Origin of the sequence: Sphingomonas larreae, assembly GCF_051400595.1 — a bacterium.
In the GTDB taxonomy this organism is placed as follows: Bacteria; Pseudomonadota; Alphaproteobacteria; order Sphingomonadales; family Sphingomonadaceae; genus Sphingomonas.
Window position 1 is genome coordinate 565,321 of sequence record NZ_JBLFFI010000001.1, and the last position, 17,909, is coordinate 583,229.

Genomic DNA, 17,909 nt, shown 5'->3' on the forward strand with positions numbered 1-17,909 from the left:
CGTCGCGCATGCGGAAGCCCCCCTCCACCACCAGACTGCGGCTGGCGGTCCCCCTCCCCGTACCGGGGAGGATTTGAGTCGAGCGCCTCATTGCCCTGTCAGCTCGCGGCCGACGATCATGCGCATCACCTGGTTGGTCCCTTCCAGGATCGAGTGGACGCGCAGGTCGCGCCAGAACCGCTCGATCGGATAGTCCTTGAGATAGCCGTAGCCGCCGTGAAGTTGCAGCGCGCGGTCGACGATCGAGGAGCCGTTGTCGGTCGCCAGCCGCTTCGCCATCGCCGAGAAGCGCGACTTGTCGGGCGCGTCCGCGGTCACCTTGGCGGCGGCGAGATAGAGCAAGGCGCGTGCCGCCTCCAGGTCGGTCGCCATGTCCGCCAGCGTGAACTGCGTGTTCTGGAAGTCGGCAATCGGCTGGCCGAACTGCTGGCGCTCGCGCGTGTAGCGGATCGATTCATCGAGGCAGCGCTGCGCGCCGCCGAGCGAGCAGGCGCCGATGTTGAGCCGCCCGCCGTCGAGCCCCGCCATCGCGATGCGGAACCCCTCGCCCTCCGCGCCGACCAGATTGGCGGCGGGTACGCGGCAGTCCTCGAAGATCACCTGCGCGGTCGGCGAGGCGTTCCAGCCGAGCTTGCGCTCAGGCGCGCCGAAGGACAGGCCGGGCGTGCCCTTCTCGACCACGATCGCGCTGATGCCGCGGCTCTTTTCCTCGCCGGTCCGCACCATGCAGACGTACAGGTCGTTGTAGCCCGCGCCCGAGATGAACTGCTTGGTGCCGTTGAGCACATAATCCTCGCCGTCGCGCCGCGCGCTGGTCTTCAGCGCCGCCGCGTCCGAGCCCGAGCCGGGCTCGGTGAGGCAGTAGCTGCCGATCGTCTCCATCGTGACGAGACCGGGCAGGAAGCGGCTCTTGATCGCCGCCGAGCCGAAGCGGTCGATCATCCAGGCCACCATATTGTGGATCGAGATGAACGCGCTGGTGGCCGGGCAGCCATAAGCCATCGCCTCCATGACCAGCGCCGCCTCGAGCCGGCCGAGCGCAATGCCGCCCGACGCCTCGCTGACGTAGATCGCGCCGAAGCCGAGCTCGCCCGCCGCCTTCCACACGTCGACGGGATAGTGATGCGTCTCGTCCCATTCGGCCGCGTGCGGCGTGATGCGATCGGCGGTGAAGCGGCGCGCGAGCTCCTGGATCTCGCGCTGGTCATCAGTGAGGTCGAACTGGTCGGTCATGTCCTGCCTTGCGGTCAGCAGCGCCGGTAGCGCTGGACGTTGGGTGCCTCGCTGCGCACGAGGATGGTGCCGCCCTGCTCGAGCGTGAAGCGGTCACGCCGCTCCCACGAGGAGTCGCCCGCGCCGTCGAAGCGGAGGTCCGCCACCACTTCATAGGGCGAGCGCTGCTCCAGCCGCTGCACGCGCGCCTTCGCCTCGTGGAAGCGGATCGTGTCGGCGTCGACGTTGATCCGCCCGTCGGCGTCCGTATTGGCGAGCTGGCAATCGTCGTAGCTGGCGCCCCAATAGCCGAGAAAGTCGGGCGGGAAGGCGCGCGATCGCGCCGCAGTCTCGGGCGGCGCGGCAATCGGAACGCCGGCGCGCGCGGTGGTGGCGACGCCGTTCTGCGCCGCGGCACGCTCGATCGCGGCCTGCGCGCGCGCCTCGTCCGCCGGCACCTCGTGGCGATTATAGTCCGCCGCATCCGGCGCGCAGGCGGCGAGCATGGCCGCCAGCCCCGCCGTCATCGCCATCTGTCCGCTTCGCCGCATATCGTCATCCCATCGTCGGGATCACGAACGCGTCCTGCACGCGCGAGGGTCCACCGTCCTCGCTGCCGCCGGGGAGCGCGGAGCCGTCGGGCCAGCGCTGCGTTACCGTCTTGACCTTGGTCCAGAAGCGAACGCCCTCGGTGCCGTGCTGGTTGACGTCGCCAAAGGCGCTGCGCTTCCAGCCGCCGAAGCTGTGATAGGCGACCGGCACCGGGATCGGCACGTTGATGCCGACCATCCCGACGTTGACGCGCGCGGCGAACTCGCGCGCGGCATGGCCGTTGCGCGTGAAGATCGCCACGCCATTGCCGTATTGATGCTCGCTCGGCAGCCGCAGCGCCGTCTCGAAGTCGGGCGCGCGGACGATCTGGAGCACCGGGCCGAAGATCTCCTCCTGATAGGAGCGCATCTGCGGCGTGACCCGATCGAGCAAGGTCGGGCCGACGAAGAAGCCGTCCTCATGGCCCTGGAGCGTGAAGCCGCGGCCGTCGAGAACCAGCTCCGCCCCCTCCTCGACCGCGGTGCCGATCCAGTCCTCGACCCGCTGCTTGTGCGCTGAGTTGACCACTGGCCCGTAATGCGCCTCCGGGTCGGTCGAGACGCCGACGCGCAGCGCGCGGATCGCCGGAACCAGTTTGTCGCGCAGGCGGTCCGCGGTCTGCTCGCCGACCGGCACCACCACAGGCAGCGCCATGCAGCGCTCGCCCGCCGAGCCGAAGGCGGCGCCGGCGAGATCGGCGACGACCTGGTCGAGGTCGGCGTCGGGCATGACGATGCCGTGGTTCTTGGCGCCGCCCATCGCCTGGACGCGCTTGCCTGCCGCGACGCCGCGACGGTAGACGTGATGCGCGATGTCGGACGAGCCGACGAAGCTCACCGCCGCGATCGCGGGATGGTCGAGGATCGCGTCGACCATCTCCTTGTCGCCGTGGACGACCTGGAGGATGCCCGCGGGCGCTCCGGCCTCGAGCATCAGTTCGGCAAGCCGCACCGGCACGCTCGGATCGCGCTCCGACGGCTTGAGCAGGAAGGCATTGCCGCAGGCGATCGCCACCCCGAACATCCACATCGGGATCATCGCGGGAAAGTTGAACGGGGTGATGCCCGCGCCAATGCCGAGCGGCTGGCGCATCGAGTAGACGTCGATCCCGGGGCCTGCGCCCTGGGTGTACTCGCCCTTGAGCACGTGCGGGATGCCGCAGGCGAACTCGATCACCTCGAGCCCGCGCTGGATGTCGCCCTTTGAGTCGGCGATCACCTTGCCGTGCTCGGACGAGAGCAGCCGCGCCAGCGAGTCCATGTCGCGCTCGACCAGCTCCTTGAAGCGGAACATCACGCGCGCGCGGCGCTGCGGGTTGGTCGCCGCCCAGCCCGGCTGCGCCGCCTGCGCCGCCGCCACCGCACGGTCGAGGTCGGCAGCGCTGCCGAGCGTCACCCGCGCCTGCACCTGACCGGTGTTGGAGTCGAAGACGTCCCCGGTGCGAGCCGCGCCACCGCCGCCCGCGGTCGCTGCCGCGCCGGCGATGTGATGGTCGATGGTGCGCATCGCCTCTCCTCTATCTTGTCCGCTCGCTGTGCGGTGCGGCCCGGTTGCAGGCAAGCGGCAATTCTGCAAGGCGTACCTGCATTCATGCAGCCGCTCTCGTGGAACGATCTTCAGGATTTCCTCGCCGTGGCGCGCGTCGGACAGATTGCGCGGGCGGCCACGCAGCTGGGCGTCGACGCCACGACGGTCGGTCGGCGGCTGCGACGGCTCGAGGCGCGGCTGGGGCGCACGTTGTTCGAGCAGACACGCGAAGGTCAGGTGCTCACCGAGGCGGGCGAGTCGCTGCTCGTGCAGGTCGAGGAAATGGCGCGGGCCGCCGAGCGGATTGGCGATCGCGCCGACCCGCCCGGCGCACTCACCGGCACGCTGCGCGTCAGCGTGTCCGAAGGGTTCGGCTCATGGCTGGTCGCGCAGCATCTCGACTCGTTTGTCGCGGCGCACCCGGCGCTGACGCTCGACCTGGTGGCGAACTCGGGCTTTCTCAGCCCGTCGCGCCGCGAGGCGGACGTGGCGGTACTGCTCGCACGGCCACGCCACGGCCCGGTGGTGGCGAGCAAGCTCGCCGATTACGCGCTGCACGTGTATGCGGCGCGCGCGTTGATCGAGCGTGACGGTGCGCCGACGCGCGAGACGCTCGGTGTGCGCCACCGCCTCGTGGGTTACATCCCCGACCTGCTCTACGCGCCCGAGCTGCGCTACCTGCACGAGCTCGACGACGCGCTGACGCCGACGCTGCGGAGCTCGAGCATCAACGCACAGGCGGGGATGATCGCCGCGGGTGCCGGCGTGGGGGTGCTGCCGCATTTCATCGGCGGCAGCGACCCGACGTTATGCCGGATCCTGCCCGACGTGACGATCACTCGCAGCTTCTGGCTGGTGACGCACCGCGACACGCGACAATTGCGGCGAGTCCGTGCGTTCCGCCAATGGTTAATAGAATTGGTCGAACGGCAGCGCGATAGACTGCTGCCGCATAGCAACACTGTCCCGCGATAACCTATTTAACATGGACATTTTTCTGGACTCATGAGGCCGCTCCGGTCCACATGGATCATCGCGCTTCCTTAACCGTTCGCGGTTCGGAAACAGGGTTGGTCTCACCGATGAATAGCTGGCGTCGTCCGCTCACACTGTTGTGGCAATTCACGCTCGCCCGGGTCGCCGTCGGCGGCCTGGTGGGCGTGGCTGCGGTCGGCAGCTATGGCGCGCTGGGCGGAACGGTCGGTGGGCTGGGCATTGCCGATGCGTCGGCCAAGGTGGCGCGCCTGGTCGATCTGCCCGATCCGTCGGCGATCCTCGGCGCGCGCTCGCCCGGCGGACGCGATGCCGGCGCGATGTTCACGACGAAGCCGGCGAGGCAGCGACTCGCGTCGCGACCGCGCGTCCCGTTGCCGTCGGCGCCGCGTGAGCGCGTGCTGAGCAACGTCCGTGAGCGACCGAGCATCGGCTGGGCGCCGCCGTACGTCGAGTTGCCGGCGACGCCGCTGGCATTCGGTCCGGCCACGCCGATCGGTGACGTGCCGCTGACGCCGGTGGCGCTCGGACCGCTGCCGCCGGGCGGCGGCTTCACGCCGACGACGCCGTTCGTCCCTGGCGGCGGCGGTGGCGGAAACGGGGGCGGTGGCGGCGGTGGCGACGAGGTCATCCCGCCCGTACCGGCGGTCCCCGAGCCAGCGACCTGGGCGACGATGATTCTGGGCTTCCTGATGGTCGGCGCTGCGCTGCGTCGGGTTGGGCGACGCGGCGCGGCGGAGGCCAAGCCAGCGGCATGAGCCGCGTCGCGGGCGCGGCGGTCGCGCTCGCCGCCGCGGGTGTCGGCGCATGGGGCATGGCGTGGTGGACGCGCCAGACGACTCAGCTCTCACGTCACGACTCGCCTGCCGCCGCGCCGCTGCGCTTCGCCACCACGGTCGGCAGCATCGGCACACGGGTAACCTATCCGGCCGGGCAGGAGCCGGCGCTGGTGGCGCCGGATGGTCGCCGGTTGCTCGTCCACAGCCTGCTTCGCGTCGACGAGCCGATGAAATTCGGTGATTTCGTGTGGAATGAGCAGGGCGTGCCCGCGTCCGGCGCCACGCAGATCCGGGTCGACCTCTCGCGCCAGCTGATGTCGGTCTTTCGCGCCGGGCACGAGATCGGGACTGCCGTGATCCTGTACGGCACCGATCACAAGCCGACTCCAACGGGCACCTTCCCCATCCTTGCGCGCGCACGCCGACACGTGTCGACGCTCTACGACGCCGAAATGCCCTATATGCTACGGCTGACCAACGACGGCGTCGCCATCCACGCCAGCGCGGTGCGACGCGGCTTCGCAACCCACGGCTGCGTCGGCATCCCCGAGGATTTCGCACGGCACGTCTACGAGGCCAGCGCTCGTGGCGACCTCGTCACCATCACCGCCTGAATATAACTTACCTGGCGTAAACCATGTCTGTCGACCGGCTGGCAAGTGCCTCGCCGCTAAACCGCTCTCCTGGATCGAACACCAGGAAGGGTTCCGGACATGCCGCGCTTTCATGCGCCCCGCAAGCTGATCGCCGCGCTCGCCGCGGTGGTCGTCGCCCCGCTGCTGAGCGGCGCCGCGAGCTTTTCTCAGACGTTCGACGCGCGCATCCTCGCCGCGCACAATTACGAGCGCGCCTCGATCGGCGTGCCGGCGCTGCGCTGGAACCGCGAGCTGGTGCAGTCGGCGCAGCGCTGGGCGGATTATCTCGCCAGCACCGGCCGCTTCGAGCATGCGCCCGAGCGGCATTATGACCCCGAGGGCGAGAACCTCTGGGCCGGCACGCGCGGCTATTTCACCCCGGAGGCGATGGTCAACGGCTGGATCCGCGAGAAGCGCTTCTTCCGTCAGGGCGTCTTCCCGTACAACAGCGTGACCGGGCGGGTCGACGACGTCGGCCATTACACCCAGTTGATGTGGCGCGACACCGACGAGGTCGGCTGTGCGGTGGCGCGCGGCCGCGAGGAGGACGTACTCGTCTGCCGCTACAAGAACGCGGGCAATTACCTCGGCGAGCGCCCGTTCTGATCCGCGCAGCGGCGATGCGCTCTCGTTTTCGTCACTGAAGCCGGCTCGTCAGCACCCAGCGGCGATCCGCTTCCAGCCCCAGGACGGAGAGGCGGTGCGAGCCGTAGGCCCCCGTATCGATGCCGATGCGATTGGGGCGGAAGTCCACCGAGTCGCTGATCGTGTGGCCGTGCACCACCATCATGCCATGGTCGACGCGGCTGCGCAGGAAGTCGCGGCGGATCCATCGCAGATCGCGCGCGCTTTGCTGATCGAGTGGCACGCCCGGGCGGATGCCGGCGTGGACGAAAAGATAGTCGCCCAGCTGCATCCAGCTCTGCATGCGGCGGAGGAAGGCGACGTGGAGGCTCGGGATGGCGTCGCGCACGGCGCGCTGGAACGCCGCGGGATCGCGCAGGTAGAGCGCCGGATCGACGCCGTAGCTCGCCACCGTCTCGACCCCGCCGACCGCGAGCCAGTCGTCCATCCGCGCCCAGTCGCCCTCGAGGATATCCAGCAGCACCTGTTCGTGGTTGCCGCGAATGAAGTGCCGCTGTCCGAAGGCGGCACGCCCGCTCGCCAGCATGCTGACCACCGCGGCGGAGTCCGGCCCGCGATCGATCAGGTCGCCGAGGAAGACGACATGAACCTCGGGATAGCCGCCACGCGAGTCGCTGTCCTCGCGGATCCAGTCGAGCATCGGCGCGAGCAGATCGGCACGACCGTGAACGTCGCCCACCGCATAGGCGCGCACGCCGTCAGGCAAGCGGTAGTGCGGCGGACGGTCACGGCTCAGCCATCGCCCGATCATCGCCGCACCGCCGCCTCACCCACGCGCCGCCGCATGTCTGCGCCTCGCTCATCGTGTCGAACAACAGCGCAGCGGCCGGGTCAAGCGCCGCTCATGCCGCTCCATATGACAACGGCGGCCGCCCCGAAGGGCGACCGCCGCGATCGACTGCGAGGTCTTGGATCGCAAGGCGTGTGCCTCGCGACCAATCAGATCGCCTGCGAGAAGCGCACCGACGGACGGCGACGCATCGCATAGCCGACGACGCCGAAGCCCAGGATCATCAGCGCCCAGGTGGCCGGCTCCGGCACCGCGGCGAAGGTCACGTTCGCGGTGTAGCTGCCGCCGCCCTGCGACGTCCCGTTGATCACCAGCTTCTGGGGGTTGGCGATCGACGGCACGCCCGCGCCCGGCAGCGTCAGCGTGTAGACGTAGTCGCTCAACTTGCCGAGCGTCAGCGCAGTGCCGTTAAGCGTGCCCGACACCAGCTTGAAACCACCGGTGATCGAAAGCGAAATCACGCTGGCGCTGACCAGGCCCGCCGTCGGCACCGAGAAATTATACTCGTCGCTGAACGTCGCGGTCGTCGGGATGACGGTGCCGGAGGTGCCCGAGTAGCTGCCATCCGCGTTCTGCGTGAGCGAGATGGTCGTGGCGGCCATCGCCGGAGTCGCAGCGACGAACGCGCTGGCGACGAGTGCCGAGGTAACGAACTTCTTCATGTGGATAACTCCCTTAGATCCCTGAAACACCACGACCCGGACGCTTGCCTGACGGGGGTGGTCCACCACCGCTGATTCGCCTGATACCCGTTTACTGAATATAAACCATCGCCAAAATGAGGAACGCCGCACTGTTTCGGGACAGCTGAACAATGTAACAAACGTCAGTTCGGGGGTGAGCCGCCTTGACCCTTCCCGCCCTTCATCAAGCGCCTGAAGTCGCTTGCTGCAACAACGGCTTTTTCCAGAAACGGGACGTGCGCATCAGGGAACAAAGTCGGCATGACGCAATCGGCCCGGTTCGGGCGCGATTGAGCCGCACAACACGTCGAAAGAACAACTTGCGGATTCGGTTAATCGGCGGCGACGCGCGAACGCAAGACTAGAGCAGACGCACTCGCGACAATGGAGATGCCGCCGATCTCAAGCACCGCATTAAGACGAACCGAGAATATCGATCGCCCGAGCGCCCAGTCGACGTGGTGGAACGACGAAGCGCGGATGAGGATGAAGGAATACAGGAAGATCATACCGACGAGCGCGATCTTCCGTGGTGCCGCCTGCCGCCGCATGATATAGGACGTCACCACAAGCATGATCGCGCCGATCGCCGCGATCGCAAAGATGAACGCAACCTGAAGCGCGCTTCGCTGCTCGTACACCCCGTGCGTCTTGGTCCAATCACGCGCGACTTGCGTGAGCAGCGACTGCAGATCGAGTTGCTTGTTGATGCCGAGCAGCAGCAGCACGACCGCCAGGGCCGTCCAGAAATGCTTCGGAGCGGCCGCTGCATCCTGGCGTTGCGCCGCCAGGCACAATCCAGTGGCGAGCAGATAAGCAGCGACCGTGATCCAGCCGATCGCGGAAGGATCGCCGATCTGCGGATGCCATCGGTCGCCCAATGTGTCAGTCTGGCACAGGAGTGCCGCGGTTCGCGCGCCAGTCCCGCGTCATGCGGAAGATACGCGGCCCTTCCACGAGATAGCGCCGCCATAATCGGCGCGGCTGTGAGGCGAGCCGGTGTGCCCACTCGAGACCGAGGCGCTGCACCATGCGCGGGGCGCGCTGCTGCCGACCGACGATGAAGTCAAGCGACGCGCCGATGCACAGCCCTGTCCCGCGCGCACCCGGCAGCGCAGCGATCCGCGCGGCAACGATCTCCTGCTGCGGCGAGCCGACCGCGAGCAGCACGAATCGCGCCTGCGCGTCGCGGCCAAAGCGCGCTGCAGCGTCGAGCGCCGCGGAATCGCGCAGCAGTCCCATCGGCGGGATATGCTGGACGAAATTGAGCGTGCCGAAACGCTGTGCCAGCGCTGCACGCAACGGCGCATCACCGCCAATGATGGCGATCCGGTCTCCGGGGCGCACGACCTCGCTGAACAGGCGCGCGGTCAGATCGCTGCCAGGCGCGACCGGCAGTTCGACCCCGCACCAGCGTGCCAGTCGGGCCAGCACGCGACTGTCGCAGAGCGTCAGCGCGGCGCCCTCGTATGCGCGCCAGAGCGCTTCGCCCGCCGGCTCGCTACGCACCATCGAGTCGAGGCGGACCAGATGGTCGACGTTCGGGGTGACGACGTAGCGGAACGGCGCCTCGACGCTGGCGGCGCGCAGCCACGCCAGCGCCCCCGCGGTGTCGAGCGGATCGAAGCGCAGGCCGAGGAAGCCGCGCGGCGCCGTGCTTTCAGTAAGCATTCTTGTCGAACAGGATGTTGGCCACCGTTTGGACGATGATCTTGACGTCGAGCGTCAGGGACCAGTGATCGATATAATAGCGATCCAGCTCGATCCGCCGCTTGGCACGCTCGATCGTCTGGATCTCGCCGCGGAGTCCACGCACCTGCGCCAGTCCGGTGATCCCCGGCTTCACCCGGTGGCGCGCGGCATAGCCCTTCACCGCGTCGAAGTAATAATGGTCGCCCACCTTCATATGGGTGGCGTGCGGGCGCGGCCCCACGATCGACATCTCGCCGCGCAGCACGTTCCAGATCTGCGGCAGCTCGTCGATGCTGAGCTTGCGGATCACCCGACCGACCGGAGTAATGCGCGGATCGCCCTTGCGCGTCCGCTCGGCGCCCGACACGTCCTGACGATCGACGTACATCGAGCGGAACTTGTAGACCAGGATCTCACGATTGTTGAAGCCGAAGCGGGGTTGCTTGAACAGCACCGGGCCGCGGCTGGTCGCCTTGATCGCGATCGCGGTGACGAGCAGCAGCGGCGACAGGAAGATCAGCGCCAGCCCGGCGATGATCAGATCCTCGGCATCCTTGAGCAGCGTGTCGCCATCGCGCATCGGTCGCTGCCACAGCGTCAGCACCGGGATCGCGCCGACGAAATTGACGCGATAGTCCGGCGCCAGCGCGATCGCCTCGCGCGGGATCAGCGAGATGTCGATCGCCACCTCGCTCAGCTTCTCGATGATCAGGTCGAGTCGCTCGCGCGTGAGGTCGGACAGCGCGATCAGCACCTGGTCCACCTCGCCGTCGCGCGCGAGCGTGAGCAACTCGGAGAAGCCGCCGATGAAAGGCAGATCCCCCACCGTCTCGTCGCGCGAGCGACGCGAATAATCGTCCGCCACGCCGACCAGCAGGAGCTGGGGTAGCGCCTGCAGGTCGAGCATCCGACAGGTGCGTTCGACGATCGCGGTGTCGGCGCCATACAGCACCACGCGCTGGCGAATCCGCCCGCCGCGCGCGAGCCGGTGGAGCAAGGCGCGCAGCACGAATCGACTCACCAGCAGCGATCCGACGCAGGAGCCGACATAGGCCAGCGTCAGCCCGCGCGAGAATTCGTCGACCAGCCCGAACTGCCACACGATCGCGCTGCTAAGCAGCGCCGCGAACAGATAGTCGAGCGCCACCGCAGCGTCGCTCGACCGCAGCAGCGCCAAGGATTGGCTATATACCCCGCGCGACTGTCGGATCAGGAAAAATGCCACACCGGCGATGAAGGCGGCGGCGGTATGCACCCCCGGCACGACCGACAGCCCGACCGACAGCTGGTACAGCACCAGCGCGGCCGGCATGCTGATCAGCAGGCAGAGCAGATCGACAACGAAGATCAGGGACGGAATCACGTTGGACGTGAACCGTCTCACCCTTGTCGGTCGCACTATCGTCGCCACTTGCTCACGCCCGCCGCTGCCTTCCCGCGCGAGAAAATCTCACCATTGCGCCCGTACTACGCGCTGCTGCTCTATAAATTGTTGACCCACTTCGTCGAGTTCGTCGCGCCGCCCGGTCGCGACGAGGAAGCGGCGCAACGCGTCGAAGAGCAGCGGGTTCGCCGGAATGTCCTGTAATCCGCCGCGTAGCGTGTTCTCGGCGAGCTGCGTCTGGCCCGCCTGCTGATAAGCCCGCGCGAGCCGCACGCGATCGTCAGCAGCGCGCGATTTCGCCGCCACCAGCCGTTGCGCATCGAACACCGCGCGCTGCCCGCGCCCGGTGCGGAGATACAGGTCGGTCCGTGCGCGCAGCGCCACCACATTGCCCTGATCGAACGCGAGCACCTGGTCGAGCAACGTCTCCGCCGCCTGATTACGCCCCTGCGCGGCGCGGATCTGCGCCAGCAGCGCCAGCGCAGACGCATTGGCCGCGGTGACGGGCGGCCGGACGAGCGGCGCCACCAGCGCCTCCGCCTCCGCCGCCGCGCCCTCCAGCATCAGGAAATAGGCGTAGCGCAGCTTGTCGCGCGGCGTGGCGGTGGCGGCGAGCGCGCCGACCACGGGGACGCTCCACGCGCGCGGTTCATAGCGGCGCCACAGCGCCAGCGCGTCGATCAGCGAGTCGCCATAATCGCCGCTGCGGATCAGCGCCTCGGTCAAGGCGCGGGCGCGATCGTGCTGGCCGAGCCCGTACAGCGAATCTGCATAAGCGAGCCGCAGCGCGACATCGTGCGGCCGCAGCGCCACCAGCTTCTCGCGCGCGGCCAGCAGCGCCGGTGCTCGGCCGAAGCGGGTCGCGATCGTCGCCATCGTGTCGAGCGCGGCGCTGTCGCGCGGATGGTCGGCGATGAACCGCTCCAGCAGCGCCAGCGCGGCGCCATCGTCCCCGTTCGACGCAAGCGCGCGTGCCTTCAATACGGTGGCGTTCGAATCGGCGGGGCGGATCGCCAGCACCGCGTCCGCACGCTGGAGCGCGCCCGCGGGATCGCGCTCGTGCAGCGCGACGAAGCCCAGCGTCGCCTGCGGCGCCGGATCGCTGGGTTGCAGCAGAAGGACCTGATTGGCGTAGCGGCGCGCATCCTCGACGCGGCCGCTGAGCGCCGCCAGATCAGCCAGCGTCTGGAGCACGCCCGCATCCGACCGATCGAGCTCGTTCGCGCGCGAATACGAGCCGTACGCCCCCGAATAGTCGCCAAGCGTCAGCTGGACGCGGCCGAGCGCGGCCCAATATTGCGGATTCGAATCGTCGATCGCGACCGCGCGCGACATCGCCACGCGAGCGGTCCAGGGGTCGTTGCCGGCCAGCGCCGCCTCATACATGCCCGCGAAGCGCGCCGCGCGCTCCTGCGGCGGGCGACAGGCTGCCACAATGGCCAGCACTCCCAGTGCGGCAAGGCGACTACAAGCGGCAAATCGACGCACCAGAATGCTGCACATCATCAACAATCTCGTGCGTACAACGTCAGGAAAATGCGGTAAGGCGGCTGACGCTGCCGCCGATACTCGATATGGGACAAACGAGCAAATAAACTCGTGGCACGCGCTGATCGCTTTGTGGATCAGGCCTTAGTAGTTGGGGGTTCAAGGGATGGTAAAGAAGCTTCTGTCCGGGGCGGCGACGGCGTTGGTGCTGTTGGCCGCTGCGCCGGGACTGGCGCCGGCGGAGGCGCAGACCGCGGCAGCCGGCGCGCCAGCGCCGCTCGCGGCCTATCGCATCAACCCCGGCGACGAGCTCGACATCTTCGTCTGGGGCGAGGAGCGACTGCAACGCACCGTGCGCGTGCTGCCGGACGGCACCTTCTCCTTTCCGCTGGTCGGCAAGGTCGATGCGCTCAACGCGCTGCCGAGCGAGATCGAGGCGCGCATCACCAAGGGGCTGGAGGGCCAGTATCGCACCGCGGTGCCGCAGGTGACCGTGTCTGTGAAGACGCCGTCGGGGCTGCAGTTTTCGGTGCTCGGCAAGGTCCGCTCGCCGGGCTCGTTCAACCCCGGCCGCTACGTCAACGTGCTCGAGGCGCTGAGCTTCGCCGGCGGTCCGACCGAGTTCGCCTCGCTCGGCAACGTCGTGATCCTGCGCAAGACGCCGACCGGCGCGCAAGCGGTGCGCGTGCGGATCAGCGACCTGATGCGCGGCTCGACCGACAATCTGTCGAGCGAGTCGATCCCGCTGGTGCGCGGCGGTGACACGGTGATCGTACCGTGAGCCGGATCAGCCGTCATCTCAGCCTCGGTGTCGCACTGCCGCTCGGCGCCGCGCTGGTCGCGTTGCCGTGCACGCTTGCCGACGCGCAGACCACGCGCCTCATCGTTGATGGCCAGGCCGGGGTGGGCTATTCGTCCAATCCCTTCCTGGTCAATGACGACGGCGCGGGCAGCGCCTTTACCGAATTGTCGATCTCACCCCAGCTCGTCCGCTTCGACGAGAAGGGCGAGGCCGCGCTGAGCGCTTATTATCGTCGCACCGACTACTTCACCCGCTACGATTCAGCCGACAGCTATGGTGTCGAGGCGCGCGCGCGCCGGCAGCTGACCGAAACGTTCAACGCGCATGCGGTGGTGAGCTACGACAGCTCGATCATCGGGCAGAGCAGCTACGGCCTCGTCGGCGTGCTCGATCCCTCGCTGCCGCCCGATCTCGGCACGCCCGACATCGCGCTGCTGGGGCTGCGTCAGCGCCAGAAGAGCCTGACCGCGGCGATCGGCGCCGACCTGCGCATCAGCCAGCGCGACACGATCAACGGTGAAGTCCGCGCCAGCCGGATCAGTTACGGGGACAGCGGCCTGCTGACCTCGTCCACCACCAAGTCGGCAACGCTCGGCTGGTCGCATGCGGTGTCGGCGCGCACCAGCGTGGGGCTGCAGGGATCGGGATCATGGTCGAACTTCGATCGCGATCGCACCTCGGGTTCCTTCTACCAGCCGCAGGTAACGCTCACCCACCAGTTCAGCGAATCGGTCTCGCTGTCGGCGGCGGTGGGGGCGCTGTTCATCACCTCGCGCACGCCGCTCGGCACGACCCACTCGACCGGCATCTCGGGCAATATCTTCGCCTGCAAGGCCGGGCAGCGCAGCAATATCTGCGCTCGTGCCTATTCGGACGCGCAGCCGACCGGCTTCGGCGACGTCTCGAAGCGTCAGGGCGCGGGGATCGACTATTCCTACCAGCTGCGCGAGAATGACGTGCTGCGCGCGTCGGCCGATTACTCGCGGGTGCAGGAGACGTCCAATCTTCTGCAGGCGCGCAACGCCTCCTTCATCAATGCTGGTGCAAGCTACGAACATGGCTTCTCGCGCCGCCTCTTCGGTGGCGTCGCGGGTGGCTATCGGCGCGCGACCGGCGGTGGGCAGGATTGGCCGTCGGACGTCAACGTCAAGGTATTCGTGCGAGCGAGATGGGGCGATACGCGGTGAGTGACGTCGACACGAACGAGGAAGAGGGCGGCGGCGGCTTCTTCGGCTATATCCCCACGATCCTGTGGCAGCGCCGCTGGCTGATTATCGTCCCGTTCCTGGTCCTCTCCACGATTGGGGTGGCGCTCGCGCTGCTGCTGCCGCCGATGTATCGCTCGTCGGCGACGCTGCTGGTCGAATCGCAGGAACTGCCCTCGACGCTGGTCAGCTCGCCGCTGACCACGATCATCGACCAGCGCATCGCCAAGATCCGCGAGCAGGTGCTCAGCCGCGGCGATCTCATCGCACTGATCGAGCAGAACGGGCTCTACGAGAAGGAGCGCCGCTCCAAGCCGCTGTCCGAGATCGTCGAGACCATGCAGAAGGCCACCGCGGTGCAAGCGGTGAGCGGCGACATCGGCCAGGGCCAGCAGGCACAGCAGGGCGGCACCAGCACGATCGCCTTCACGATGAGCTTCGATTATGCCGATCCCGCCAAGGCGCAGGCGGTGATGCAGAGCATCGTCAGCCGCTTCCTCGAGATCGACGCCACCAGCATGGCGGCGCAGGCGACCAATACGGTCGACTTCCTGCAGGACCAGTCGCGCAAGCTGCAGGACCAGATCAGCCAGATCGAAGGCCAGATCACCACGCTGAAGGCGCGCAACGGCAGCGCGCTCGCCTCGGGTGGCATGGTCATGCCGTCGAACAGCGGCGGCTATAGCGCGCAGATCGCGCAGCTGCAGAGCGAGAACCGCAACCTGCTGGCGCAGGCACGCCGCTCGGGCGGCAAGGACCCGCTGGTGCAGCAGGCCAAGGCCGCGCTCGTCGCCGCGCGCGCGGTCTATAACGAGAGCCATCCCGACGTGGTCCGCGCCAAGGCGCGGCTGGCGCAGGCGCAGGAGATCGCCGCGTCGCAAGGCGACAGTTCGGACGCCTCGCTCGTGCAGGGGCAGATCCAGGCCAACAACGCGCAGATCGCGCAGCTGGAGCAGTTCCGCGCCAGCGACAATGCGCGCGCCTCTGCCAGCGTGGCCAATTCGTCGCGCGCTCCGGTCGTGCTCGAGCAGGTCAGCCAGCTCGAGGCTCGGGCCAACGGGCTGCGCGACCAGCTCAAGGACATCACCGGCAACGTGCTGCGCGCGCAGAACTCGGCACGCATGGCGCAGGAGCAGAAGGGTGAGCGGCTGTCCGTGGTCGATCCGCCCGCGGTGCCGGACAAGCCGGTCTCGCCCAATCGCCTGCTGCTGATCGGCGGCGGCGTCGCGGGCGGGCTCGGGCTCGGGCTGGTGCTCGCGCTGGCGCTGGAGTTCCTGCTGCGGCCGATCCGCGGGGTGGACCAGCTCAAGGCGCTCGGGCTCGAGACGCTCACCGTGGTGCCGACGTTCGTGCCCGATCTCGCTCCCGGCGAGAAGCGCCGCCGCTGGCGCCTGGCGCTGCCGTTCCGTCGCAAACCCAAGCTGGCTGCCGACACCGGCGGGGCGATGTGAAGATGACCGATATGCTCAAGGCCATTCCCATGACCAAGCCCGAGACCGCGGCGTTCGCGGGCGAGACCATGCCGTCGCTCGACGACAGCGTCGCTTTTGCCTGGAACAGCGCCGAGGCGAAGCAGCGCGGCATTTACGGCTTCGACAGCCGCGACGTGCGCTCGCGCCCGTTCAACATGCTGCGGTCGCGGCTGCTCAAGCTGCAGCGCCACAAGGGCTGGCGGCTGTTCGGCATCGTCTCGGCGACGCCGGCAGTCGGCAAGTCATTCTGCGCCACCAACCTCGCGGCCGCACTCTCGCGCACGCCGGGGCTGGACACCTATCTGGTCGACCTCGATCTGCGGCGCGGCTCGATCGCGCACAATTTCGGCGTGTCGGTTGAGCAGGGCATGCGCGACTATCTCGAAGGTGACGTCGAATCGCTGCGTGCGCTCGCGCGCCATCCCGAAGGCGAGCGGCTGGTGATCCTGCCGACGGACCGCGCCGCGGCACATTCGGCCGAATTGCTCGCGTCCGCGAAGATGACGCAGGTGATCGCGGCGATGCGTGCGGTCACCACGCCGTCGATCTTCCTGTGCGACCTGCCGCCGGTGTTCGCCAATGACGATGCCACGATCGTCACGACCAAGCTGGACGCCTTCATTCTGGTGGTCGAGGAAGGCCGCACCACCAAGAAGCAGGTGAAGGACGCGCTCCACGTGCTCGATCAGGCGCCCTGCGCGGGCGTGGTGCTCAACCGCTTCGACGGCGGCCTGCTCGCGGACAGCTATGGCTATGGCTATGGCGCGGGTTACGCGGACTATTACAAATAAGCCGAAGCACCGGCGCGTAGCTGCGCGACGCGCTATTCGGAGAGGAGGTCGCTTCGGGCGCCCGTCCTCACGGAGATCTTTCCTCTCCGCGACACCCGTGCGTCATCCCGGCCTCGAGCCGGGATCCGTGTTTCCACCCACGCAACGGCCAACAGGTGCGCTGCGCACCGGATAGCGACCCCACGCCGGGATCAGAGAAGGCGACAAGCCACCCGCAACGGTGAGAGCGGCGCTGGCTGTCCCGGACCGTCTGCGGTCAGGCCTCATGGGATAGGCCAGCGGCGGCGTCACGCGACGCCGCCGCCCTCACCTCACTTCTTCGCGGCGGCCGCTGCCCCGCTCGCCGGCGGCGCATAGCCGGGCTGATACTCGATCTTCGCGGTGGCGCGCAGCTGCTTCACCTGATCGTTGATGCTCTTGTCCTCATTCTCCTTGCGCAGCGCCGCCACGGCGGCCTTGCGCATGTCGTCCGCAGACATGGCGACCGGCTCACGACCGACGATCACGTTGGCGAAGAGCTTGCCGTTGGCGGGCAGCACAAACGGCTCCGTCGCGGGCAGCGCGAAGATGCGTTTCAGCACCTCAGGCGGCACGCTGGCGGTGTCCAGCCGCCCGCTGGTGCGCGTGAACGGAAGGCCGAGGCGCGTCAGCGTCGCCGCCACCGCGTCGAGCGAGTGCGCGTCCTTGAGCGGCTCCAGCGCCTTGGGATCGCTCGGCGGATCGATGACGATCTGCTGGAGCGCGAGCACCTGCCGCTGTGCGAACGCCTGCGGATTGGCCGCGATGAACTGATCGATCGCCTTCTGATCGGGGAGCTTCTGGCTGCCCGTCTGACGCTCGGCGTTCATCGCGATCAGCAGCTCGTCGGTAAGGCGGCGCTGGCGGCTGAGGAACTCGGGTGTCTTGTCGACGCCGTTCTTGCGCGCGTCCTGCGCAAGCAGTCGGCGGCTGATCAGCGTCTGCAGCAGCTGCGCGCGCGCCGCCTTCTGGTCGGCGCCTTCGGGCACGTTGGCCTGCTGCAGCTCGGCGTTGAGCTCGCCGATCGAGATCTCCTCGCCGTTCACCACCGCCACGGTCTGCCCGGTCGGCTTACGGTCGCACCCCGCCGCCAGCAGCGCGAGCGAGCTCGCTGCGATCAGAGTCCCACGCCTGAACATCTTATTCCCCTTTCCCATGGTAGCGCTCCAACTAGCACCCTGCGACGAATTGATGTACCGCTT

General features: G+C 68.1%; 18 protein-coding genes. 8 read left to right on the top strand and 10 right to left on the bottom strand.

What is annotated here, in order from left to right:
- Positions 1-87: 87 nt before the first annotated feature.
- Genes ACMGDM_RS02445 through ACMGDM_RS02455 form a run of 3 tightly spaced genes read right to left on the bottom strand, consistent with a single transcriptional unit; the run spans position 88 to position 3,309 of the window.
- The gene (locus ACMGDM_RS02445; protein WP_436802549.1) at positions 88-1,233 is read right to left on the bottom strand and encodes an acyl-CoA dehydrogenase family protein; all 1,146 of its coding nucleotides are present in this window, start codon (positions 1,231-1,233) and stop codon (positions 88-90) included.
- Between the two features lie 14 nt (positions 1,234-1,247).
- Positions 1,248-1,745 (bottom strand): hypothetical protein, encoded by a 498-nt coding sequence (locus ACMGDM_RS02450; protein ID WP_436802550.1) that lies wholly within the window; start codon positions 1,743-1,745, stop codon positions 1,248-1,250.
- A gap of 22 nt (positions 1,746-1,767) precedes the next feature.
- Entirely contained in the window at positions 1,768-3,309 is a 1,542-nt protein-coding gene (locus tag ACMGDM_RS02455) for a CoA-acylating methylmalonate-semialdehyde dehydrogenase (protein ID WP_436802551.1), read from the bottom strand.
- An 84-nt stretch (positions 3,310-3,393) separates the two neighbouring features.
- Between ACMGDM_RS02455 and ACMGDM_RS02460 the strand changes: the two genes are divergently transcribed.
- The 4 genes from ACMGDM_RS02460 to ACMGDM_RS02475 all read left to right on the top strand — a co-directional run bounded on the left by ACMGDM_RS02460 (position 3,394) and on the right by ACMGDM_RS02475 (position 6,343).
- On the top strand, positions 3,394-4,305 hold the full coding sequence (locus ACMGDM_RS02460; protein ID WP_436802552.1) for a LysR family transcriptional regulator: 912 nt from the start codon (positions 3,394-3,396) through the stop codon (positions 4,303-4,305).
- 107 nt (positions 4,306-4,412) lie between these two features.
- Positions 4,413-5,081 (top strand): PEPxxWA-CTERM sorting domain-containing protein, encoded by a 669-nt coding sequence (locus ACMGDM_RS02465; protein WP_436802553.1) that lies wholly within the window; start codon positions 4,413-4,415, stop codon positions 5,079-5,081.
- Positions 5,078-5,716, top strand: coding sequence for a L,D-transpeptidase family protein (locus ACMGDM_RS02470; protein ID WP_436802554.1), 639 nt, complete (start codon positions 5,078-5,080; stop codon positions 5,714-5,716). The genes ACMGDM_RS02465 and ACMGDM_RS02470 overlap by 4 nt, the downstream gene beginning before the upstream one ends.
- A 99-nt stretch (positions 5,717-5,815) precedes the next feature.
- A complete protein-coding gene (locus ACMGDM_RS02475) occupies positions 5,816-6,343 on the top strand; it encodes a CAP domain-containing protein (RefSeq protein ID WP_436802555.1) in 528 nt (175 codons plus the stop codon).
- 31 nt (positions 6,344-6,374) lie between these two features.
- On the opposite strand, the gene ACMGDM_RS02480 is transcribed toward ACMGDM_RS02475, so the two are convergent.
- The 6 genes from ACMGDM_RS02480 to ACMGDM_RS02505 all read right to left on the bottom strand — a co-directional run bounded on the left by ACMGDM_RS02480 (position 6,375) and on the right by ACMGDM_RS02505 (position 12,437).
- Positions 6,375-7,133: a metallophosphoesterase family protein gene (locus tag ACMGDM_RS02480; protein WP_436802556.1), complete on the bottom strand. Its 759-nt coding sequence runs from the start codon at positions 7,131-7,133 to the stop codon at positions 6,375-6,377.
- Between the two features lie 188 nt (positions 7,134-7,321).
- The gene (locus ACMGDM_RS02485; protein WP_436802557.1) at positions 7,322-7,834 is read right to left on the bottom strand and encodes an FxDxF family PEP-CTERM protein; all 513 of its coding nucleotides are present in this window, start codon (positions 7,832-7,834) and stop codon (positions 7,322-7,324) included.
- A gap of 353 nt (positions 7,835-8,187) precedes the next feature.
- Complete coding sequence (locus ACMGDM_RS02490) at positions 8,188-8,736, bottom strand: hypothetical protein (protein WP_436802558.1); 549 nt, start codon at positions 8,734-8,736, stop codon at positions 8,188-8,190.
- Positions 8,737-8,740: 4 nt separating this feature from the next.
- Entirely contained in the window at positions 8,741-9,526 is a 786-nt protein-coding gene (locus tag ACMGDM_RS02495) for a WecB/TagA/CpsF family glycosyltransferase (RefSeq protein WP_436802559.1), read from the bottom strand.
- The gene (locus ACMGDM_RS02500; RefSeq protein ID WP_436802560.1) at positions 9,516-10,931 is read right to left on the bottom strand and encodes an undecaprenyl-phosphate glucose phosphotransferase; all 1,416 of its coding nucleotides are present in this window, start codon (positions 10,929-10,931) and stop codon (positions 9,516-9,518) included. The genes ACMGDM_RS02495 and ACMGDM_RS02500 overlap by 11 nt, the downstream gene beginning before the upstream one ends.
- 66 nt (positions 10,932-10,997) lie before the next feature.
- Complete coding sequence (locus ACMGDM_RS02505) at positions 10,998-12,437, bottom strand: tetratricopeptide repeat protein (RefSeq protein WP_436802561.1); 1,440 nt, start codon at positions 12,435-12,437, stop codon at positions 10,998-11,000.
- Positions 12,438-12,585: 148 nt separating this feature from the next.
- Here ACMGDM_RS02505 and ACMGDM_RS02510 point away from each other — a divergent pair, with 148 nt between their 5' ends.
- From ACMGDM_RS02510 to ACMGDM_RS02525, 4 genes are read left to right on the top strand one after another with little or no spacing between them, the layout of a single operon-like run.
- Entirely contained in the window at positions 12,586-13,200 is a 615-nt protein-coding gene (locus ACMGDM_RS02510; protein WP_436802562.1) for a polysaccharide biosynthesis/export family protein, read from the top strand.
- Positions 13,197-14,408, top strand: coding sequence for a hypothetical protein (locus ACMGDM_RS02515; protein ID WP_436802563.1), 1,212 nt, complete (start codon positions 13,197-13,199; stop codon positions 14,406-14,408). Before ACMGDM_RS02510 ends, ACMGDM_RS02515 begins: the two co-directional genes overlap by 4 nt.
- The gene (locus tag ACMGDM_RS02520; RefSeq protein WP_436802564.1) at positions 14,405-15,877 is read left to right on the top strand and encodes a GumC family protein; all 1,473 of its coding nucleotides are present in this window, start codon (positions 14,405-14,407) and stop codon (positions 15,875-15,877) included. Before ACMGDM_RS02515 ends, ACMGDM_RS02520 begins: the two co-directional genes overlap by 4 nt.
- Before the next feature lie 2 nt (positions 15,878-15,879).
- Positions 15,880-16,689, top strand: coding sequence for a CpsD/CapB family tyrosine-protein kinase (locus ACMGDM_RS02525; protein WP_436802565.1), 810 nt, complete (start codon positions 15,880-15,882; stop codon positions 16,687-16,689).
- Positions 16,690-17,000: 311 nt separating this feature from the next.
- Here ACMGDM_RS02525 and ACMGDM_RS02530 read toward each other — a convergent pair whose 3' ends face one another.
- Positions 17,001-17,846: a SurA N-terminal domain-containing protein gene (locus tag ACMGDM_RS02530; protein WP_436802566.1), complete on the bottom strand. Its 846-nt coding sequence runs from the start codon at positions 17,844-17,846 to the stop codon at positions 17,001-17,003.
- Between the last annotated feature and the right edge of the window lie 63 nt (positions 17,847-17,909).

Bases quoted from the DNA above. Each gene is read 5' to 3' on its own strand.
- ACMGDM_RS02445 (WP_436802549.1), bottom strand. From the start codon at position 1,233: ATGACCGACCAGTTCGACCTCACTGATGACCAGCGCGAGATCCAGGAG.
- ACMGDM_RS02450 (WP_436802550.1), bottom strand. From the start codon at position 1,745: ATGGCGATGACGGCGGGGCTGGCGGCCATGCTCGCCGCCTGCGCGCCG.
- ACMGDM_RS02455 (WP_436802551.1), bottom strand. From the start codon at position 3,309: ATGCGCACCATCGACCATCACATCGCCGGCGCGGCAGCGACCGCGGGC.
- ACMGDM_RS02460 (WP_436802552.1), top strand. From the start codon at position 3,394: ATGCAGCCGCTCTCGTGGAACGATCTTCAGGATTTCCTCGCCGTGGCG.
- ACMGDM_RS02465 (WP_436802553.1), top strand. From the start codon at position 4,413: ATGAATAGCTGGCGTCGTCCGCTCACACTGTTGTGGCAATTCACGCTC.
- ACMGDM_RS02470 (WP_436802554.1), top strand. From the start codon at position 5,078: ATGAGCCGCGTCGCGGGCGCGGCGGTCGCGCTCGCCGCCGCGGGTGTC.
- ACMGDM_RS02475 (WP_436802555.1), top strand. From the start codon at position 5,816: ATGCCGCGCTTTCATGCGCCCCGCAAGCTGATCGCCGCGCTCGCCGCG.
- ACMGDM_RS02480 (WP_436802556.1), bottom strand. From the start codon at position 7,133: ATGATCGGGCGATGGCTGAGCCGTGACCGTCCGCCGCACTACCGCTTG.
- ACMGDM_RS02485 (WP_436802557.1), bottom strand. From the start codon at position 7,834: ATGAAGAAGTTCGTTACCTCGGCACTCGTCGCCAGCGCGTTCGTCGCT.
- ACMGDM_RS02495 (WP_436802559.1), bottom strand. From the start codon at position 9,526: ATGCTTACTGAAAGCACGGCGCCGCGCGGCTTCCTCGGCCTGCGCTTC.
- ACMGDM_RS02505 (WP_436802561.1), bottom strand. From the start codon at position 12,437: ATGATGTGCAGCATTCTGGTGCGTCGATTTGCCGCTTGTAGTCGCCTT.
- ACMGDM_RS02510 (WP_436802562.1), top strand. From the start codon at position 12,586: ATGGTAAAGAAGCTTCTGTCCGGGGCGGCGACGGCGTTGGTGCTGTTG.
- ACMGDM_RS02525 (WP_436802565.1), top strand. From the start codon at position 15,880: ATGACCGATATGCTCAAGGCCATTCCCATGACCAAGCCCGAGACCGCG.
- ACMGDM_RS02530 (WP_436802566.1), bottom strand. From the start codon at position 17,846: ATGTTCAGGCGTGGGACTCTGATCGCAGCGAGCTCGCTCGCGCTGCTG.